A 20,954-nucleotide genomic window follows, 5' to 3' on the forward strand; every position below is an offset into this window, starting at 1 on the left:
AGGAGGATACAGCATGGTAAATATACTTCTGGTATGTTCGGCTGGCATGTCAACCAGCGCACTGGTTAAGAAAATGGATGAGGCCGCTCAAGCCAAAGGAGTTGAAGCCAAGATTTGGGCGGTGGGAGATGCCCAGTCTAAAGAAGATGCCGCCAAGGCTGATATCGTATTGCTTGGCCCGCAAGTTCGTTATCTTGAGAAGAAAATGAATGAGCGTGTCAATCATGAAAAACCGGTAATGGTTATCGATATGGCTGCTTATGGAATGATGAATGGAGCTAAAGTGCTCGATGATGCACTTGCATTATTAAACAAATAAAAAATAAAAGGGAGAAAGAACTATGTTTACATCTTGGATGGAAGAAAAGTTTGTTCCTGTAGCTGCGAAAATTGGCTCACAGAAACACCTCGTCGCTATACGTGACGCATTTATTAGTATCATGCCGATTACAATGGCTGGTTCAATCGCTGTTTTGCTGAATGCAATCGTCAGAGATCTGCCTGCCAAATTTGAATTAAACGGCATTACAGAAGCTTTCCAATGGCTGATTGGTATTAACGGCAATGTTTGGTGGGGAACGCTTGCTACATTGTCAATGGTATTCGCATTCGCTATCGGTTATCAATTATCAAAGGCTTATGATACAAACCCATTAGCCGGTGGTCTGATTTCATTTGCATCATTTATTATCGCTACTCCTCAGTCAACCGTTGTGGCTTTGGAAGACGGTACGACAATCGGCGCTTGGGGTAACTTAGCTGTTGGTTATCTGGATGCGAAAGGTCTGTTTACCGCATTGATCGTTGGTTTCATCGCTACGATTATCTACGCTAAGATGATGAAGAAAAACATCACTATTAAGCTGCCTGAACAAGTTCCGCCAGCTGTCAGCAAGGCATTTGCTGCAATCATCCCAGGTGTTACGGCAATGTACGCTATCGGTTTGATTACATGGGCATTAGATAAATTTGCTGGAACTTCATTATATGCATTAATTCTTGAATATGTTCAAATGCCATTCCTGTCAATGTCTCAGGGTCTTGGTTCAGTTATTATCATTACCGCTTGTGTTTCTATCTTCTGGTTCTTCGGTCTGCATGGCTCAAACGTGCTGGCACCGGTATTAGATGGTATCTACAAGACAGCATTAGCTGAAAACACAAACATTTACAATGCTACACAGTCTATTTCTGAATTAAAATATATCTGGACTAGAGGTTCATTTGACGCTTATGCATGGATGGGCGGCGCTGGCTGTACAATTGCTTTAATTATCGCAATCTTCATTTTCTCTAAACGTGAAGAAACAAGAGCGGTTGCTAAATTAAGTGCTCCGATGGGTCTGTTTAATATCAACGAACCGGTTGTCTTCGGTCTGCCGATCGTTTTAAATCCAGTTTATCTGATTCCTTGGGTATTAGTACCAACGGTATTGGTTATCATTGCCTATGTTGCAACATCAATCGGCTTAGTGCCACCGGTATTCTTAGAAGTACCTTGGGTTATGCCGCCGGTATTATATGCTTGGTTCGCTACTGGCTTCAGCTTCTCAGCGGCTCTGCTCGCATTATTCAATCTGGCTGTCGGTATTGCTATCTGGTCTGTCTTTGTAATCATTGCTAACCGGGTTGAAATTAAAGAATAATAATTAAGCAGCGGGGAAGGATTCCTTCCCCCATGCTTTTGGAGGAAAAGGTCATGGAAGGTTTGGAATTAATTTGTTTTCAGATTATCTCTAATGTCGGCGGTGCCCGCAGCTGCTTCATCAACGCTATTCAGGAAGCTAAAGAAGGCCGTTTTGATGAAGCTGAAAAGATGATGGATGAAGGCGATCAGTTATTTCTTGAGGGACATCACGCGCATGCTAAACTGATTCAGCAGGAAGCCGGCGGCGAAAAAATTGATTTTGCTTTGCTGCTGCTGCATGCTGAGGATCAGCTGATGAGCGCTGAGGGTTTTAAAATCTTGGCTGCTGAATTTATCGACGTATATAAACGTTTGAAATAGAGAGGGGTGAATAAGATGATTTGTGTTTCATGCCCAATTAAACAAGATTTTATTATTGAACAGCTGGAAAAATATGAGGGTGAGGACTGTCAGTTTAAATTTGTAGAAAAAAAGGGGATTAAAATGAAGTTTTCTGTTAATATAGAAGATAAGGAAAAGGCGATTGCTGCTGCGAAACGCATTATTAAGGCAACGGAAATCGGTTCTGTTTTATATTTTCAAGTAACAGAGGAATAGGGTGATACAATGAAGAACTGGACAATCTTTTTATTAAGTCTTGGCTTTTTGCTGATTGCGTTATCACCAACTGTAGAATTTTCTGCTTCACTTATGACAAGCGGAATAGTTCTGGTAGTTGGTTCAGCTTATATGCTTTATAGGAAAAGAGGGAAGTAAGATGGAAGTCAAACGAATCGTACATGGAGATATTAAAGCCTATTTCAAGGTTTTGACAGACTCTTTGCTAAGTGATTATAATGCTGCCATGCAGGCAGAGTATACCAGCGATGTATTGAAGAGCGGTCTTACTTATCAGAAAAAGCTGCGCAACAGTTTTGGCAATGAGGGAACGGTGAGTGTCAGTATTGACCGGTTTGAAGAGAATCATTATGCCGCCAGCTTTAAAAGTGCCCAGGGAATCAATCAATTATCTTATGATTTAGAGCCTTTAGATAATCAGCAATTTGAGGTGACGTATAAGGAAGATTTTTTCTCAGAATCAAAGAGTAAAAGTCTGAATTATTCAATCATGTCAAAATTATATAAACGTTCCAGTAAAAAGAAAATGAATCTCATGCTGGATGCGATTGAAAAAATGATACAAGAATGAGAATGGGAGCATTCTCATTTTTACTAGGAGGAACAACTATGGCAAGATTAGGAATTTCAGTTTATCCTGAACATTCATCAATGGAAGAAATCCAAGAGTATATCAGGTTGGCAGCCCGCTACGGCTTTAAACGCATTTTCAGCTGTCTGCTTAGTGTGGGGGAACGCAGCCGTGAAGAGATTATTGAAGAATATTCAAAAATGATCGCTGCTGCTCATGAACATGGTATGGAAGTTATTTTAGATGTAGCGCCGTTTGTCTTTGAACGCTTGGGTATTACTTATAAAGATTTATCGTTTTTCACAGCATTAAATGTAGATGGTATCCGTCTTGATGAGGGCTTTGATGGTTTAAAGGAAAGCTTGATGAGCTATAATAAAGAGCGGTTGAAGATAGAAATCAATGCCAGCTTTGGTAATGGTTATATTGCTAATATTATGAGTCATTATCCGAATAAGGATGGTTTAATTACATGTCACAATTTTTATCCGCAGAAGTATACCGGACTATCGCTGAAACATTTCAATCACTGCAATGAAGATATTAAAAAGCAGGGATTGAAAATTGCGGCTTTTGTTTCTTCACAGAAGCGTGATACGTTTGGCCCTTGGCCGGTAAATGAAGGCTTATGTACATTGGAAATGCATCGTGAGCTGCCGATTGATGTGCAGGTACGGCATCTGTTTGCGACGCGTCAGGTGGATGATGTAATCATTGCCAACGCTTTTGCCAGTGAAGAGGAGCTGCGTATTTGTTCAATGATTGATCCAGCCCTGCTGACCTTCAGTATCGACTTTGAAAAGGAATTAAATCCGACCGAATATAAGGTTATTTATGAACATGAGCATTTTGTCCGCGGTGATATGAGTGAATATATGGCACGTTCTACAATGCCAAGAGTTACTTATGCGGCGGAAAGTGTGCCAGCGGCTAATACCCGTGATTTAAAACGCGGTGATGTAATTGTCATTAATGATAACTATTCACGGTATAAAGGTGAACTGCAGATTATCTTAAAAGATATGCCAAATGACGGACGCCGCAATGTGGTGGGCAGAATTCCTGATAATGAGTCAATGCTGCTGGATTATATTCAGCCATGGATTCCTTTCGCATTCATGAAAAAAGATTAGAGTCTTGTTTTTTTGTGGACTATACCATATAATTATGGGAGAAAGCAAAAGGAGTGATACTTGTGGCAGCACCCATTTATCTGCAGATAAAAGATCAGATGATTGAAGAGATACAGCAGCTTAGCGCCAATGCGCCAATTCTCAGTGAACGCGATCTTGCAGTTAAATATAACGCGAGCCGCATGACCGTACGCAAGGCTGTAAATGAATTGGTTGATGAGGGTTATTTGTACCGGGATTCCAATAAAGGCACCTTTGTAGCGGATGAAAGACTGCATAAGCGCAATACTTCAGTAGACCCTTTTGCGGAAGAGCGGCCGATCAAGTATAAGATTCTATATTTTGATATCAAGGCGACCTCTTCCAAAGATGTCCAGGATCGTTTATTTATCTCATCAGAGGAATCGGTGTTAAGAATTGTTCGGGTGGCAATGTTTGAGGAACGTCCTCAATCGATTGAGGAAATCTATTTTCCACGTTTAAGCATTCCTGATGAGGATCTGGGTAATTTTAAAAAGCTGCTTGATTTTAATTCATACATTGCGCATGGCAGCCTGTCACAGACGTTTGTGCCGATCATTGTACCGCCGCAGTACGCGCATCTTCTTAAGCTTAAAATTAATACGCCGATTATTCTTGTGGAGAACGTGATTACCAGCAAGAACGGCAAGCCCTTATTATATATGAAGGTATTCAATAACCCTAATGAAAAGGTTATTGAAATGACATTATAACGATAACTTAAGACAGTCAGACATCTGGCTGTTTTTTCATTCAAGGCTGCCTTTGTGTGGTATAATTAAATAGGATTTAAAGTTGTGTCAGAAATGATTTGATGACAATTTATTCTCTGAAAGGTGGTGGTTTTATGAGTCCGGATAGTCAAAACGATGGTTATGAGCGAGTCAGGAACATGATTCCACGATTGGAAGGAGAAGATTATGGAAGAAATCAAAAAATTATTAGAAGCAAAGCAGTTTAAACAGTTGAGAAAATATCTCTCAGAGATGAATATAGCCGATATTGCGGAAATCTTGGATGAGCTTGAAGATGAGGAAATGCTGAAGCTGTTTCGCATTTTGCCTAAGGATGCGGCCGCTGATGTGTTTTCATATTTAGAGGTAGCCAGTCAGCAGTTTATTATTACATCCTTAAGTGACCGTGAAGCGGCAACGATTATCGATAATCTGATGGCTGATGATGCCACTGATTTTTTGGAGGAAATGCCGGCAAATATCGTGAAAAAGCTGCTGACCAATGCCAGTGCGGAAACGCGAAGGGATATTAATCATTTATTGCGTTATCCTGAATATTCGGCAGGCAGTATCATGACCGTTGAATATATTGATCTGAAGGAGAGTCTGACGGTCGCGCAGGCTATTGAGCGTATCCGCCGCAAGGGATTGGACAGTGAAACAATCAATATTTGTTATGTGCTGGATCATGAACGCAAGCTTTTAGGCACAGCAGCTTTGCGCTACCTCTTATTGAGCCGTCCAGATCAGACAATCGGTGATATTATGCATGAGAACGTTATTGCCATTCATACGCTGATGGATCAGGAAGAGGTTGCCGCACAATTTAAAAAGTATGACTTTACCGCGATGCCGGTAGTTGATAATGAAAATCGGATGGTTGGGATTATCACAGTCGATGATATCGTCGATATTATTGATGAAGAAACGACAGAGGATATTGAAAAGATGGCTGCCATCATGCCGTCTGATAAACCTTATATGTATACTGGCATTTTTGAAACTTATAAAAAACGTATTCCATGGCTGTTGCTGCTGATGGTGTCGGCAACCTTTACCGGTCAGGTAATCAAAAGCTTTGAAGACGCGCTCAGTGTCTGTACAGTGCTGACCTTATTTATACCGATGCTGATGGATACGGGCGGCAATGCCGGCGGACAAGCCAGTGTTACTGTAATCCGCGGATTATCGTTAGGTGAAATTGAATACAGTGATGTGTTTGGCATCATCTGGAAGGAACTGCGGGTGGCGCTCTTATGCGGCGGCACACTGGCTGCGGCTAACTTTGTCAAGCTGATGCTGATCGATCAGGTAGGCATGAGTGTTGCGCTTGTCGTATGCCTGACTTTAGTGATTACCGTAATCATGGCGAAGCTCATTGGCTGTACCTTGCCGATCTTGGCAAAAAAAGTAGGTTTTGACCCTGCCGTTATGGCCAGCCCATTCATTACGACAATCGTTGATGCATTGTCCTTGATTGTTTATTTCCAGATTGCCACCCATTTATTGGGGTTGTAGAAATTAAAACCAAGTTATGCATGCCGCATAGCTTTTTTTATGGAGCTTGTGAAAAAGATTGGTTTCATAACGTTGAATTAGTTTATGATAACACTTACATTTTGACTTTTAAGACGTGCTTTTCCACTAGGGGCTGAAAGCAAGGCGAGGCAATGAAAAAGCTTCACAAACAGCTGCGTAATTTTTTCACAAAATCCTCTTGAACATTAAGAAAAGGCTTTCATATCAGGCTTTTTGATGATTTGTAAAATTGATAACGGTTACATTAAAATAAATGTGAATTTGTTAACAAAAGTGCTTGCAAACGTCATTTTCTTGTGTTAACCTATGTGTGTGAAAGAAATCACAATAAGGTTTGGAGGAAAAAATATGGCAAACGAAAAACAAAAAGAAGTAGAAAATGTTCAAGCTGTCAGCCCGGCAGTTGCTGAAGTAAATCGTTTAGTAGATAACGGTTTGAAGGCACTCGATGAATTCATGCTGCTGGATCAAGATCAAGTTGATTATATCGTAGCGAAGGCATCAGTTGCTGCACTGGATCAGCATGGTGTGCTGGCATTGGCCGCAATCGAAGAAACCGGCCGCGGTGTGTTTGAAGATAAGGCAACAAAGAATTTATTCGCCTGTGAGCATGTTGTCAACAATATGCGTCATACCAAAACAGTAGGCATCATTTCTGAAAATGATGTTACAGGCATTACTGAAGTAGCGGAACCGGTAGGTGTTGTCTGCGGTATCGTACCGACAACCAACCCAACCTCAACAGCAATCTTCAAAAGCTTAATCTGTTTGAAGACAAGAAATCCAATCGTGTTCAGCTTCCATCCATCTGCTGTTAAATGTTCAATTCAAGCGGCTAAGGTTGTCTATGATGCAGCTGTTGCGGCGGGTGCTCCTAAGAACTGCATTCAGTGGATTGAAAAACCTTCAATGGAAGGTACAAACGCATTGATGAATCATCCAGGTATTTCTACAATCTTGGCAACTGGCGGCAATGCAATGGTTAAAGCAGCTTACTCATGCGGTAAACCAGCATTAGGTGTTGGTGCCGGCAACGTACCTGCTTATGTAGAAAAATCATGTAATATCCGTCAGGCTGCTAATGATATCGTGTTATCAAAGGCATTTGACAATGGTATGATCTGTGCTTCTGAATCGGCTGCCATAATCGATAAAGAAATCTATGATGAATTCCTGAAGGAAATGAAAACTTTCGGAGTTTACATGGCTAATAAGAAAGAAAAAGAATTGCTTGAAAAATATATCTTCGGTGTAACAGCTTATTCAGCAGATGTTGATAAAGCTAAAATGAATCCGAATCAGGTTGGTAAATCTGCAAAATGGATTGCGGAACAAGCGGGCTTCAAGGTTCCTGAAAATACCGTCATTATCTTAGCTGAATGTAAAGAAGTAGGTCCTAATGAACCGCTGACTCGTGAGAAGTTATCACCAGTATTAGCAGTGTTGAAATCAACAACTACTGAAGAAGGTATGAAGATGGCTGAACAGATGGTTGAGTTTAACGGTCTGGGACATTCAGCTGCGATTCATACATCTGATGATGCGATTGCGAAAGAATTCGGCAAACGTATGAAAGCAATCCGTATTATCTGGAATTCACCTTCTACTTTCGGCGGTATCGGTAATGTATACAACGCCTTCCTCCCATCATTAACACTTGGCTGCGGATCTTATGGACATAACTCGGTTGGCAACAACGTAAGTGCCATTAACCTGATCAATATCAAGAAACTGGGGAGACGTAAAAACAATATGCAATGGTTCAAAGTACCTTCTAAGATTTATTTCGAAAGAGATTCAATTGAGTATTTGAGACAAATGAGAGAAATGGAACGTGTCTATATTGTTACTGACCGTTCAATGGTTGATTTAGGTTATGTAAATAAGGTCACTGATCAGCTGAACCTGCGCCGTAATAAAGTTCAATATCAATTATTCTGCGATGTTGAGCCAGATCCATCAATCGCAACAGTACAGCGCGGTGTTGAAATCATGAGAGCCTTCCAGCCGGATACGATTATCGCATTAGGCGGCGGTTCATGTATGGATGCTGCTAAGGGTATGTGGCTGTTCTATGAAAATCCTGAAGTTAACTTCGATGATCTGAAACAAAAATTCATCGATATCCGTAAACGCGCCTTCCGTTATCCGGAATTAGGCAAGAAATCAAAACTGGTTTGTATCCCAACAACCTCTGGTACAGGTTCAGAAGTAACACCATTTGCGGTTATCTCTGATAAGATTGCCAACAAGAAATATCCGCTGGCTGATTACTCACTGACACCAACAATCGCGATTGTTGACCCAGCTCTGACAATGAATCTGCCGCGTTCAATAACGGCTGATACCGGTATGGACGTATTAACTCATGCTACTGAGGCTTATGTTTCTACATTGGCTAATGATTATACGGATGGTTTATGCTTACAGGCAATTAAGATCGTGTTCAAATATCTGCTGCGCGCAGTAAATAATGGGGCTAATGATCCAGAAGCACGTGAAAAGATGCATAATGCTTCTTGTATCGCAGGTATGGCATTTGCCAACGCGTTCCTGGGTGTTAACCACTCCATCGCTCATAAGATCGGTGCTGAATTCCATGTTCCGCATGGCCGTGCCAATGCGATTCTGCTGCCGCATGTAATCCGCTACAATGGTACAAAACCGCAGAAAAACAGCTTATGGCCGAAGTATAATTACTATCGTGCTGATGAAAGATATGCAGAAATCGCTCAAATGCTCGGTCTGCCTGCATCCACTGTTGAAGAGGGTGTCGCATCTTACGCGAAAGCTTGCGCTGATTTAGGTAAAGCATGCGGTATCAAGATGAATTTTGCTGACCAGGGTATTGATGAAAAAGATTGGAAAGACAGAGAAAGAAGAATTGCTCTGCTTGCTTATGAAGATCAGTGCTCACCGGCAAATCCACGTCTGCCAATGATCGAGGATATGATTGATATTCTTGAAAAAGCATATAAAGGCAACTAATTAAGTAAAAGATGATTAAACACAGGATGCTTCTTCCTGTGTTTTTCTTTATCTTAAATGGCGTATTCATTTATTTTAGTATTGATTAAAGATTTGTTATAATAAGGTAAATGGAGGATCAGCTATGAAACGATATACGGTAGGACAGATGGCTAAGGCAATGGGTGTTTCACCGCAGACACTGCGTCACTATGAGGAGATGGGATTGGTAGAAGCGCAGCGGAATGAACAGAATCAGTATCGTGAATTTTCTATGCGTGATAATAAAATATTAATGCAGACGGCATTATACCGCTCAATGGGCTTTTCTTTAAAAGAGATTCGCTCTTTGTTTAAGGAATATCAAGATGAAGCGGTACAGGCAGCTTTTGATCGGCGCATCGATGAGGTTGATCAGCAGATTGCTCAGCTCCAGCTGTTAAAGGTTGAACTAAAGGAGTATGCGGATTCGATAGAGACGGCGCTGAAACACTCAGGGGAATGCTGGATTGATGAGCAGGATAAGGAATTTTATGGAGTCTTGAAAAAGGGCAGCGGTCTGGGGCTTGAGTCAGAGGATGGCGATGAATTGCTTGAATTTCAGAAAAAGGCGCCGCATATCCGTCAGGGCTTTAAGATATCATTAAAGCGTGTTCTTGAACCCACTCATGCTTTTGATTTTCAATATGGCGTTTTTCTCAAAAAGGAATGGGCAGAAACGCATTGTCCAATTCATGAAATCGAAAATCACAAGATCACACTGAAAGCACCGCTGGCCCATCAGATATTGGAGACATCAACCTTTTCATCAACAGTGTTTCAGCCTTTGCTGGCCTATGCTGATGAACATGGATATGAGGCAGCCGGTGATTTTTATGGCATTGCTCTGTATATGAACTATGTTGAAGAAGATAAGAATTATTTTGAATTTTTCTTGCCGCTGAAAAAGAAGTAAATGCTAATACATTAACAATCACTCTTGACCTTAAAACAGTTGTAAGGTTTATCCTTAAATGGTAACAGGAGGGTTAAGGATGAAAAAAGTTTTATGTCTGCTCATGTCGGCAATGATGGCATTGTCACTGAGCGCGTGTACAAAGGAAAATGCCGAGGGTATTTATACACCGGGAACTTATACCGGCGAAGCACAGGGGTTTGGCGGAACGGTAAGTGTTACGGTTACAACAGATGCTGATAGTATTACCGAGGTAACTATTGAAGGCAGTGATGAAACACCAAACATCGGCGGTGCTGCTTTGGAAACTCTGATTGAACAAATCAAGACAGAACAAAATAGTGAGATTGATGGTGTGTCTGGCGCAACGATGACTAGTAATGCGGTTAAGGCGGCTTTAAAACAAGCCTTGGATCAGGCAATGGGTGTTGTCAGTGAACAAACAGCGTTGAATGATGGTACATATTCAGTGAAGAGTACGGGTTACAGCTGGACTGGCATGATCAGTGCTGATGTGACAATCAAGGATAATAAGATCAGTGCGATTACGATTACTGAGGAGCATGAATCAGAGACTGGTGAAATTGCCCAGACTGCTTTTGATCTTATGATTGATCGTCTGATTGAAAATCAAAGTCTGGCAACTGATACAATCAGCGGTGCTACAACGACATCCAATGCGATCCGTGATTTAGTATCCCAGGCAATCGTGTTAGCCGGCGGTGATCCTGCCCAATGGCAGAAGGCTGTGGAAAAGAAAAGTGATACAGTTAAGCTGGAAGGCTATGACGTTATTGTTGTCGGTCTTGGCGGTTCCGGTATTTTATCTTATTGTGCGGCTGCAGATACGGGTGCGAATGTATTCGGTATTGAAAAAGCAGCAAAACTGGGCGGTCAGTCAGCAACCACTACCGGGCCGATGGTTATTAATTCAAAATCAGCGGTTTATGAGGATGTAACTTTCGCTAATCCAGACGATGTTTATAACACATGGATCGACTATGTTGAAAGTGACGTGAAAGCGGATATTATTCATGAAGCTGTTTATAACAGCGGTACTTACCTTGATTATTATATGGAGAACTTTGGCTTTGAATTTGCCGGTATGATTATGAGCTTTGCGAAACCGGAGTGGTCACAGTTCTGGACGCGTTATGTTGGTGAGGACGGCAAGGCCAATATCTTCGGTCCGCAAAAGACCAATCAATTTGACCGGGCCATGGAAAAAGCCGCGGCATTGAATGATAAAAATGGTTATCAGCTTGAAACAACGGCAGAAGAATTGCTTTATGATGGTGATAAGATTGTCGGTGTAAAAGCTGTTGGTTATGACGGTACGACTTATGAAATCTATGGTGATTCTGTAATTCTGGCAACCGGCGGTTATATCGGTGATGCAAAGATGGTTGAGGAAAACTGGGGCACGATGCCTAATACGGTTGCGGCTACGATCAATGACGGTGCTGGTATTAAGATGGGGCAGGCTGCCGGCGGTACGACTTACATGATGGCAGTAGCACCGATGATTCATATTCTTCAAGTGCCGAATATGATTAAGAATGATGATTTAAGTGCTGATCAGAAGGCTGTATTATCTGCTTTAGCTTTAGTGAAAGGTGAAAAAGCCGTAACCATTCATGGTGAGGACTTAGATCCAACCTTAACGGAAGCGATGATTCCGGGCTATAAATATTATAATGTTTATACTGAAGATCAGATCAATGAGTTTAAAACTGTAGGCTTCAGCGAAAACTTTGCAAGTGCTACATCGATGTTTATGGGACAGGGCGGCAGCTTTACCGTAGGTACGCCGATTGCTGATCTGGATACAATACTTGAAGTTGGCATGCAGTACAACAATGTGCTGAAGGCATCATCAATCAGTGATTTAGCGGCGCAGATCGGTTGTGATGAAGCCGTTTTATCAGCGACCTTAGGCGGTAATGAAACAACATATTATGCCGTAATTTGTTCCGGCTATACCTATGGTACGGTTGGCGGACTTGATGTGGATGTCAACATGAATGTTCTTCGTGCTGACGGTACACCGATTGAAAATCTGTTTGCGGTAGGTACAGATTCAATGGGTGTTGAAAATATTGAAGGTAAACCATATACACCTTGGGGCGGTCAGGCTCAGTCTTGGACCTTCGTTTCTGGTTATCTTGGCGGTCACGCGGCTGCGGAATACGGTTTAACTAAATAACTCAATAATTAACAAATGCTGCAAGTGTTCAGTGAATCTGGATGCCTGCGGCTTTTTGTTATATTCAGATTGAGGCTGTCATGGTTAGCTGAAAATGATTGTTAATATGAATTATGTATTATATAATTTGATACATATTAGAGCAAGAATGGGATAAAAACATAAAAAATGACAATTTTAATAGCAATGCACCCTATAGTTGCGTAATAGTTGGTAGATATTTATAAAATTACGGTTTAAAATGTGAACAATGAAAGAGGTATACAAAAATGGAAGATGAGAAGTTAGGATTACAGCTTCAAGATTTACGAATAAAAAAGAATATGACACAAGAAATGGTAGCTGAATATATGAATATAAGTCGTCAAACGATTTCTAAGTGGGAAGCGAATAAGAGTAAACCAAGTACGAAGAATCTAATTAGACTTGCTGAATTTTTTGAAGTACCGTTGAGTAGATTAACAGGTACTGTTGATCATGAAAAAGAAATTAATATATCGAAATTCAATAGGAGCTTTATGATGCTAACGACTACTATTTACAGCGGATCTTGTATTCTGTATTCGTTGGGCAAAGGAGATGCCTTACTGCAAGGGATTTGTCTATTTATTATTTTTGTAATGGGTATCTTAATGTCATTTGGCATATGGAAGTTAAAACCAGAAATAAGAAAAAAGATTGCTTTTGAACAGTTGATATTTTGTATCATGTGTTGGCTTTTGAATAGTATATTACCACTGTATATTGGCAATATAATAACTATGTTAGTAGCACTTGCAATATCAGCTTTTTGGGTAAAAAGAGTGGTTTTGAAATTACAGATGACCAATTAATTTTGATTCAGCTTGATGAGTTATTTGAATAACAGAAGATTATTTAAATAATCAGTAGCAATAGAAAAATAAGCTTTGATATCAGGAATTCATGATCCTGATATCAAGGCTTTTTTGCGTAAATGAATGTATAAATTAGTTTTGAACACATTAATAAAACTTTTTGTTAACTTTTCCTTGCCAAGCTTTAATTTATAATAAAAGTATCAAAAAAGGATGGTAGCAAATGGAACCTTATAAAATGCTGAATGAAAAAGCGGCACAGATCAGAAGATTAGCATTGGAATCAATTTATCTGGCGCAAAGCGGTCATCCGGGCGGTTCACTTTCAATCGCGGAACTGCTTTCGGTACTCTATTTTGATGTGATGGCAATCGATCCTTTAAAACCGGATTGGGCTGAGCGTGATCGTTTTGTCTTATCGAAAGGGCATTGTGCCCCCGCTTATTATGCGGCTTTAGCCCTTCGCGGTTATTTTGAGGTAGAAGCGCTGAAGCAGCTGCGCAAAGGCAGGGATACACTTCAGGGGCATCCGTCAATGACTAAGACCCGCGGCGTCGATGCTACAACTGGTTCACTGGGACAGGGCTTATCGATCGCAAACGGAATGGCTCTTTATGCAAAACGCAGTCATATGAAGCAGCGAATCTATTGCTTATGCGGTGACGGTGAGATTCAGGAAGGTCAAATTTGGGAAGCGGCCATGACCAGCGCGCATTATAAGCTGAATAATCTGGTGTTGTTTGTGGATGCGAATGGTTTGCAGATTGACGGTTTAGTGAGTGAAGTGATGAATGACGCGCCGATTGCGGAAAAGTTTAAGGCTTTTAATTGGCAGATCTATGAGATTAACGGCCATGATGTAAAGGTCATAAGCTCCTTGCTTAAAGATTTAAAAGAAGAACAGACAAAGCCTGTCTGCATCGTATTAAATACCGTTAAGGGTAAGGGTGTGTCCTTTATGGAAAATCAAGCTGCTTGGCATGGCGGCGCGCCGAATCGTGAACAGTATGAACAAGCATGCAAAGAACTTACGGTTGGAGGTACTTATGAATAAATGCGCGAATCGTATAACCTATGGGAAGACATTGGTACAACTGGCGGCAGATAATGAGTTCTATGTGATGGATGCCGATTTATCAAAGGCAACCGGTACTAAGGCATTCGCGAATGCTTATCCTCAGCGTTTTATCAATATGGGAATTGCGGAACAGGATCTGATGGCAACGGCTGCCGGCATCGCAAGCTGCGGTGTACCGGTATTCGCGTCAACCTTCGCCATGTTTGGCGCTGGCCGAGCCTATGAACAGATTCGCAACAGCATTGCTTATCCGCGTGCCAATGTGAAAATTGTCTGTTCTCATGCTGGTGTGCTGATCGGCGAGGATGGTGCTTCCCATCAGTGCATTGAAGATCTTTCACTGATGCGTACACTTCCCGGCATGACGGTTCTCGCGCCATGCGACAGTGCCGAAACAGCTAAGGCATTAGCCGCCGCATTGAAATTGAACGGCCCTTGTTACATACGCTTCGGCCGTCAGGAAGTAGATCAAATCTATGATGATACTTTAGATTATCAAATTGGCAAATCTTTCCTGCTGAGAAAAGGCGGCGATGTCAGTATCATTGCTTGTGGAGAGCTTGTCCAAAACGCCCTGCAGGCTGCGTCATTATTAAGTGAAAAAGGCATTGAAGCCGCGGTTATCGACATGCATACCATTAAACCGCTGGATGAAGCACAGATCAATGAATGCATTGATCAGGGCAGTCTGCTTGTCGGCGTAGAAGATCACAGTGTTATCGGCGGCTTATCGAGTGCGATTGCGGAAGTCATTGCCCAGCGCGGTAAAGGCCGTCTGTTACGAATTGGCATTCAGGATGAATTTGGCTGTTCAGGCAATGCTGACTATCTTGCCAAGCTTTATCGCTTAACCCCCGAAGCGATTGCGGAAACGATTCAAAAGGAGCTGAAAGTATGAAACATATCATTGTCAATCTGAAACGTTTTGATATTCCTAAAGCCTATCATGGTGTTTCAGAGTGTGAACCGTCAGCCTATATTGATACGATTCTTTTACCATTAGTTGAACCATTAAAAAAATATCCAGATCTGTCTTTTACCATTTATCCCCCGGAAGCTTATTTGATCCGTGGCTGTGAATTAGTTAAAGAGAGTCCTAACATCCGTATCGGCTGTCAAGCCAATCATTATGAGGATGTCAGCAAGGAGGGGAATTTCGGTGCTTTTACCAGTTTAAGACCCGCCAGCGCGATGAAGGCAATCGGTGCGCAAAGCAGCCTGATCGGCCATTTTGAGGAACGCAGGCATCTGAATACTTTATATCAGCTGGCCGGTGTGAATGATCCAATCATCGTAAATCAAGTGTTAAATAAAGAAATTCAGATGGCTCAAAAACAGGGCATGGATGTCTGTTACTGCATCGGTGAAGCGGCAGAGCAGCTTGCGCAGTGGGATGAAGTATTGCTTCAGCAGCTGTCGATCGGCTTGGCAGACGTTGACCATCAGCACGTCATAATCGGTTATGAACCGCTGTGGAGTATCGGCCCAGGCAAACAGCCGGCGGATCAGGCTTATATCGAAAAGGTAATCCGGCTTGTCAAAACCTTTGATCCTGAATTAAGGGTTATCTATGGCGGCGGTGTAAAATTGGCCAACGCAGCGATGCTTGCCGGTATTGAAAGCATGGACGGCGGTTTGATAGGCCTGACTAATTTTCAAGATCACCTCGGTTTTCATCCTGATGAATTTCTGGCCATCATCGAACGTTATCATCAGCATTTGAAGCAATAATTATTGCAGGGAGGCATTATTATGAAGCTTGATTTTGAATATGGACAGGGCAGTGTGAGCGCTGAGCTTCCAGAGGATACTGAGGTTTTTATTCCAGGTATTACAGTTAAAGATCCCGCTTGTATACCCGAGGATCAGATTGCTGAGGAGACATTAAAAAGTATCCGCAATCCTATCGGCATGGAGCCATTATCTAAACTGGCTCATAAGGGAAGCAAGTGTGTGATCGTGTTTCCTGACCGCGTAAAAGGCGGTGAACAGCCAACCGCGCACCGCAAGGTAAGCATCCGGCTGATTCTTGACGAACTATATGCCGCCGGTGTTGAGAAAAAAGATATCCTGCTGATTTGTTCCAACGGTCTGCACCGTAAGAATACAGAACAGGAAATCCGCGGTGTTTTAGGCGATGCATTATATAATGAATTTAATCCAACAAATCAGATCATGAATCATGATTCTGAAGATGATGAACATCTGATCGATCTGGGCTTTGATGAAGCCGGTGATCATGTAATCATGAACAAATATGTTTTTGAAGCGGATGTAGCGATTCTGATCGGTCATGTCCAAGCCAATCCTTACGGCGGATATTCCGGCGGCTACAAGCATTGTGCGACAGGCATTACTCATTGGCGCTGCATCGCTGCCCATCATGTACCTAAGGTTATGCACCGTGATGACTTTACACCAGTCAGCTCTCACAGCCTGATGCGCCAGAAATTTAATCAGATTGGTATGTATATGGAAGCAAAGATGGGCAAGAAGTTCTTCTGCTGCGATGCTGTGCTGGATACACTCAGCCGTCAAATAGCAATCTTCAGCGGCTATGCAAAGGAAATGATGCCGCTTAGCTGGCAAATAGCGGATCAGCGCACTTATGTGCCGTTCGCGGAAAAGAAGTATGATGTGCTGATCTTTGGCGCTCCGCAGTTCTTCCATTACGGCGATGGCATGGGAACAAATCCAATCATGCTGATGCAGGCGATATCAGCGCAGGTAATTCGTTTAAAACGGGTGATGTCAGATCATTGTGTGATTATCTGCGCAGCGCTATGCAACGGCTATTTCCATGATGAATTGTGGCCGTATACCCGTAAGATGTATGAAATGTTTCAAAAAGACGGCATGAATACGCTGGTCGATATGAATCGATACAGTGAATATTTCGCGACAAATGAAGAATGGATCAGACAATATCGTTATTGCAACGCGTTCCATCCCTTCCATGGCTTTTCAATGATCTCATGCGCACATATCGCGGAAATGAATACTTCCGCAATCTACATCTGCGGCGCCCAGGAACCTGGTTATGCAAGAGGCATGGGAATGAAGACCCGGGCAACGATTGAGGAAGCACTGGCTGACGCAAAGAAAAAATATGTCGGTGAGCATCCGCATATTCTGGCACTGCCTTTAACGTTTAAGAAATGTGCTGTCCATTTAATGATGAAAGATGAGGTGTATACAGGATGATTTATCAAGCGCTGACCCAAATGCCGCTGCTGTTTCAGGATAACCGCATCACGCGCTTTTATATCGGCGGTAAGCTGATGCATGAATGGCGTAAAATGCCGCCCTGTGAGGATTCACATCAGTGTGAGGAGCTATTGGTTACCTCCATTGGTGCAATCAGCAAGGGGCAGCCGAAAGGCTATGCCATCAGCAAAACGATAGATCAGCAGGGCGGTATTTTGCTGAGTGATTTAATTAAGGCTTATCCCAATGAAATCTTAGGCGAACGTTTTCAGAAGTACAACCCTGATCAGCTGACGATGCTGGCAAGAGTCGGTGATACAACGGTGCGTTTAGTGATGCAGTGTCATCCTAACCGTGAAGATGCAAAACGTTATTTTCATATGCCGATGGGCAAGACTGAGGCGTGGTACATAGCGGGAACACGCGAGGTTGAAGGTAAAGAAACCTGTGTCTATGCCGGCTTTAAACCGCATGTGACAAAAGCGCTCTGGCGCCAGCTTTATGAAAAACAGGATATTGACGCGATGGTTGACTGTCTGCATCAGATTCCTGTCAAGCAGGGACAGATGATTTTAATCCCAGCCGGTATGCCACATTGTGTCGGGCCGGGCTGTCTGTTTCTTGAATATCATGAATGCAATGATGTGACGATCCGTGTCGAACGCAGCATCAACGGCATGACTATCAGCGACGAGGAAATGTTCTACGGTCTTGGCGCGGATGCCTGCTTCGATATGTTTGATTATACAACCTATGATGATACCCAAATTCTTGAACGCTCACTGATGAAGGAGCGCTGTCTTGAACAAAATGAGCAGTACACGCTGAGCGCTCTGATCGAACCAGAACAGAACGATTCATTCAGCGTACAGCTGGTGACTATCACCGGCGAATATCCAATGCCTGAGTTTGACGGACACCGGGTGCTGTGTGCGGTTGAAGGCGATGTGAAGCTATGCTGGTCAGATCATTCGATACCCCTGATCCAAGGTCACGCCGCTTTAATTCCGGCAGCCTGCAAAGGTGTACGCGTAGTTGGTGAAGGCAAGCTCACCATTGGCATTCCAACCATTAACGAGGAGGTAGGAAAATGAAAATTGTAGCCGTAGCCGCATGTACGACCGGCATCGCTCACACTTACATCGCGAAAGAAAAGCTGATTAAAAGTGCTGAGCTGCGCGGTCACACGATTTCCTGTGAGACACAGGGAAGTATTGGCATTGAGGATGAACTTGATCCTAAGGATATTCAAGATGCCGATGTAGTCATTTTGGCAATTGATGTTGCCATTGATAAGATGGATCGCTTTACGGGGAAAAAAGTGATTAAGGTTGATACTTCAACCGTTGTTAAGAATCCGATTGGTTTAATTCAGAAGGTTGAGAAAGTAATCCAAAAATAAGGAGATGGAAACATATGAATGACATTATCAACATTAAGGAATTGAAACAGCATATTCTCACAGGTATTTCCTATTTTATTCCATTAGTTGTCGGTGCTGGTCTTACAATGGCGATCGGCCGTGCGATGGCCGGTTCATCAGTCGCCAATCTCGGTGACAGCGGTATTGGCTATTGGCTCTATCAAACTGGTTCCTTAGGTATGCAGCTGATGGTACCGATGCTTTGCGCCTACATTGCTTTTTCCATGGGCAGCAAGCCGGCACTGGCGCCTGGCTTTATCATCGGCTGGGTTGCTCAGAATATCAATACTGGTTTTATCGGCGGTATGGTCGGCGGTATCTTAGTGGGTATCGTTGTAAATCTATGCAAGAAATATATTCATCTGCCAAAGGTAATTGAATCCTTAAAAGGCATGCTGGTCATCCCGTTTCTCGCAACCGCAATATCCGGCTTATTGATGTACGCGGTCATTCAGGGACCGATCATTTGGCTCATGGCACAGCTGACAGGCTTCCTGCAGTCATTATCTTCAGGCTCTAAATTTATTTACGGCGGCGTACTCGGCGCGATGGCTACCTTTGACTTTGGCGGGCCAGTCAACAAGACGGCGACAGCCTTTGTGAATGCCTTATATGCCGAGGGAATCAGAGATGCTAAAACAGTACAAATCATCGCCTCAATGATACAGCCATTCGGCATCGCAATTGCCTGTCTGCTGGCAAGAAATAAATTCACCCGCGCTGAAAAGGAAACATTAAAGGCAGCTGTACCGATGGGCTGCTTCATGATCTCTGAGGGTGTTATTCCGATCGCTGCCCGCGACTTAGCCAGAGTTGTATTTGCCTGTGTCTGCGGTTCATTTGTAGCTGGCGGTTTATCCATGGTATGGGGTAATTCCTCAGAACTGTTAAACGGCGGATTTATTGCCTTCCCATTCTTTACATCACCGATGCAGGGCTTGATCTGTCTGGCCATCGGCTCGGCTGTGACGGGTATCGTATTGGCACTCATTAAGAAAAAGGTGACTGATGAGGATGAAAAACAAGAGGTTGAATTGGGTAAAGAATTATCCGATGAAGATCTCGACAACATTGAAATTGAAATCATGTAAGAAGAAAGCAGGTACCCAATTATGTTGCTTAATTTAAAAGAGATACTAAGTGTCGCTAAAGAGAATCATTTTGCCATCGGTGCTTTTAACACCTCGGATCTGGCACTCGTAAGAGCCGTGGTGGAACAGGCTGAAGCATCCAATACACCAGCCATTCTCCAATTTGCCCCAGGTGAATTCAAGTATGCCACCCCTTACTTTTTCCGTTATGTCACAGAGCGCTTAAAAGCGAGTAAGGTTCCTTTTGCCTTACATTTGGATCATGGAAAATCGATTGAGGAATGTGCCGCCGCGATCCAAGCGGGCTTTACCTCGGTGATGTTTGACGGATCTTTGCTGCCCTTGGCTGAAAATATCAATCAAACCCGTCAAATCGTTGAATTTGCCCATCGTTTTAATGTTTCCGTGGAAGCTGAAATCGGTACGATTGGCTCGATGAGTAATTCCGATGAGGGCGGTGTTGAAAACATCACTTACACTAAAGCGGAAGAGGTTGTAGATTTTGTGGAAGCAACCGGCTGTGACGCGCTGGCCATCGCTATCGGTACAGCTCACGGCATCTATCCAAAGGGTTTCCGTCCTAAGCTTCAGTTAGAATTATTAACGGAAATCAACAAGGCAGCAACCGTACCGCTGGTGCTGCATGGCGGCAGTGATAATCCTGATGATGAAATTGCCAAGGCTTGTCAGATCGGCATCCAAAAGGTAAACATTTCCAGTGACATCAAGCAGGTATTCTTTAAAAAAGTGAATGAGATTTATACTGAAACCGGCAATTTCATGCCGCCGCAGGTTTTTAATCCATCTATTTTAGAAGTACGCAAGACGGTTCAGGAAAAAATGGAACTGTTTGGCAGCAGCGGCAAGGCCACTTATTATTAAACACAGAGAGGCAAGGCTTAATGCCTTGCCTGATTAGGAGTTGAA

General features: G+C 42.7%; 20 protein-coding genes. All 20 read left to right on the forward strand.

Annotation, left to right across the window (positions count from 1 at the left end):
• Positions 1-13 precede the first annotated feature (13 nt).
• The 20 genes from DAHG_RS01445 to DAHG_RS01545 all read left to right on the forward strand — a co-directional run bounded on the left by DAHG_RS01445 (position 14) and on the right by DAHG_RS01545 (position 20,909).
• A complete protein-coding gene (locus DAHG_RS01445) occupies positions 14-319 on the forward strand; it encodes a PTS sugar transporter subunit IIB (protein WP_022936536.1) in 306 nt (101 codons plus the stop codon).
• Positions 320-341: 22 nt separating this feature from the next.
• Entirely contained in the window at positions 342-1,646 is a 1,305-nt protein-coding gene (locus tag DAHG_RS01450) for a PTS sugar transporter subunit IIC (protein ID WP_022936537.1), read from the forward strand.
• 53 nt (positions 1,647-1,699) lie between these two features.
• Entirely contained in the window at positions 1,700-2,008 is a 309-nt protein-coding gene (locus DAHG_RS01455) for a PTS lactose/cellobiose transporter subunit IIA (RefSeq protein WP_022936538.1), read from the forward strand.
• A gap of 15 nt (positions 2,009-2,023) precedes the next feature.
• Positions 2,024-2,245 carry a hypothetical protein gene (locus tag DAHG_RS01460; RefSeq protein WP_022936539.1) on the forward strand — a complete coding sequence of 74 codons (222 nt, stop codon included), beginning with the start codon at positions 2,024-2,026 and terminating at the stop codon, positions 2,243-2,245.
• Between the two features lie 160 nt (positions 2,246-2,405).
• On the forward strand, positions 2,406-2,837 hold the full coding sequence (locus DAHG_RS01470) for a DUF3284 domain-containing protein (protein ID WP_022936541.1): 432 nt from the start codon (positions 2,406-2,408) through the stop codon (positions 2,835-2,837).
• Between the two features lie 38 nt (positions 2,838-2,875).
• Positions 2,876-3,970, forward strand: coding sequence for a DUF871 domain-containing protein (locus DAHG_RS01475; protein WP_022936542.1), 1,095 nt, complete (start codon positions 2,876-2,878; stop codon positions 3,968-3,970).
• A gap of 62 nt (positions 3,971-4,032) precedes the next feature.
• Positions 4,033-4,704, forward strand: coding sequence for a GntR family transcriptional regulator (locus DAHG_RS01480; protein ID WP_022936543.1), 672 nt, complete (start codon positions 4,033-4,035; stop codon positions 4,702-4,704).
• Between the two features lie 207 nt (positions 4,705-4,911).
• Positions 4,912-6,243 (forward strand): magnesium transporter, encoded by a 1,332-nt coding sequence (gene mgtE / locus DAHG_RS01485; RefSeq protein ID WP_022936544.1) that lies wholly within the window; start codon positions 4,912-4,914, stop codon positions 6,241-6,243.
• A 369-nt stretch (positions 6,244-6,612) separates the two neighbouring features.
• Entirely contained in the window at positions 6,613-9,252 is a 2,640-nt protein-coding gene (adhE, locus tag DAHG_RS01490) for a bifunctional acetaldehyde-CoA/alcohol dehydrogenase (RefSeq protein ID WP_022936545.1), read from the forward strand.
• Positions 9,253-9,376: 124 nt separating this feature from the next.
• Positions 9,377-10,186, forward strand: coding sequence for a MerR family transcriptional regulator (locus DAHG_RS01495; RefSeq protein WP_022936546.1), 810 nt, complete (start codon positions 9,377-9,379; stop codon positions 10,184-10,186).
• A 79-nt stretch (positions 10,187-10,265) separates the two neighbouring features.
• Positions 10,266-12,392 (forward strand): FMN-binding protein, encoded by a 2,127-nt coding sequence (locus DAHG_RS01500; RefSeq protein ID WP_022936547.1) that lies wholly within the window; start codon positions 10,266-10,268, stop codon positions 12,390-12,392.
• 269 nt (positions 12,393-12,661) lie between these two features.
• Entirely contained in the window at positions 12,662-13,225 is a 564-nt protein-coding gene (locus tag DAHG_RS20345; RefSeq protein WP_022936548.1) for a helix-turn-helix domain-containing protein, read from the forward strand.
• A 226-nt stretch (positions 13,226-13,451) separates the two neighbouring features.
• A complete protein-coding gene (locus tag DAHG_RS01510; protein ID WP_022936549.1) occupies positions 13,452-14,282 on the forward strand; it encodes a transketolase in 831 nt (276 codons plus the stop codon).
• On the forward strand, positions 14,275-15,204 hold the full coding sequence (locus DAHG_RS01515; RefSeq protein WP_022936550.1) for a transketolase family protein: 930 nt from the start codon (positions 14,275-14,277) through the stop codon (positions 15,202-15,204). The genes DAHG_RS01510 and DAHG_RS01515 overlap by 8 nt, the downstream gene beginning before the upstream one ends.
• On the forward strand, positions 15,201-16,037 hold the full coding sequence (locus tag DAHG_RS01520) for a triose-phosphate isomerase (RefSeq protein WP_022936551.1): 837 nt from the start codon (positions 15,201-15,203) through the stop codon (positions 16,035-16,037). Before DAHG_RS01515 ends, DAHG_RS01520 begins: the two co-directional genes overlap by 4 nt.
• A 21-nt stretch (positions 16,038-16,058) precedes the next feature.
• Entirely contained in the window at positions 16,059-17,510 is a 1,452-nt protein-coding gene (locus tag DAHG_RS01525; RefSeq protein WP_022936552.1) for a lactate racemase domain-containing protein, read from the forward strand.
• Positions 17,507-18,607, forward strand: a complete 1,101-nt coding sequence (locus tag DAHG_RS20350) for a class I mannose-6-phosphate isomerase (protein ID WP_022936553.1) — start codon at positions 17,507-17,509, stop codon at positions 18,605-18,607. Before DAHG_RS01525 ends, DAHG_RS20350 begins: the two co-directional genes overlap by 4 nt.
• A complete protein-coding gene (locus tag DAHG_RS01535; RefSeq protein WP_022936554.1) occupies positions 18,604-18,915 on the forward strand; it encodes a PTS fructose transporter subunit IIB in 312 nt (103 codons plus the stop codon). Before DAHG_RS20350 ends, DAHG_RS01535 begins: the two co-directional genes overlap by 4 nt.
• A gap of 14 nt (positions 18,916-18,929) precedes the next feature.
• The gene (locus DAHG_RS01540; RefSeq protein WP_022936555.1) at positions 18,930-20,027 is read left to right on the forward strand and encodes a PTS fructose transporter subunit IIC; all 1,098 of its coding nucleotides are present in this window, start codon (positions 18,930-18,932) and stop codon (positions 20,025-20,027) included.
• 21 nt (positions 20,028-20,048) lie between these two features.
• On the forward strand, positions 20,049-20,909 hold the full coding sequence (locus tag DAHG_RS01545) for a ketose-bisphosphate aldolase (protein WP_022936556.1): 861 nt from the start codon (positions 20,049-20,051) through the stop codon (positions 20,907-20,909).
• Positions 20,910-20,954: the final 45 nt, after the last annotated feature.

Source organism: Dielma fastidiosa (assembly GCF_000313565.1).
Lineage (GTDB): Bacteria > Bacillota_I > Bacilli_A > Erysipelotrichales > Erysipelotrichaceae > Dielma > Dielma fastidiosa.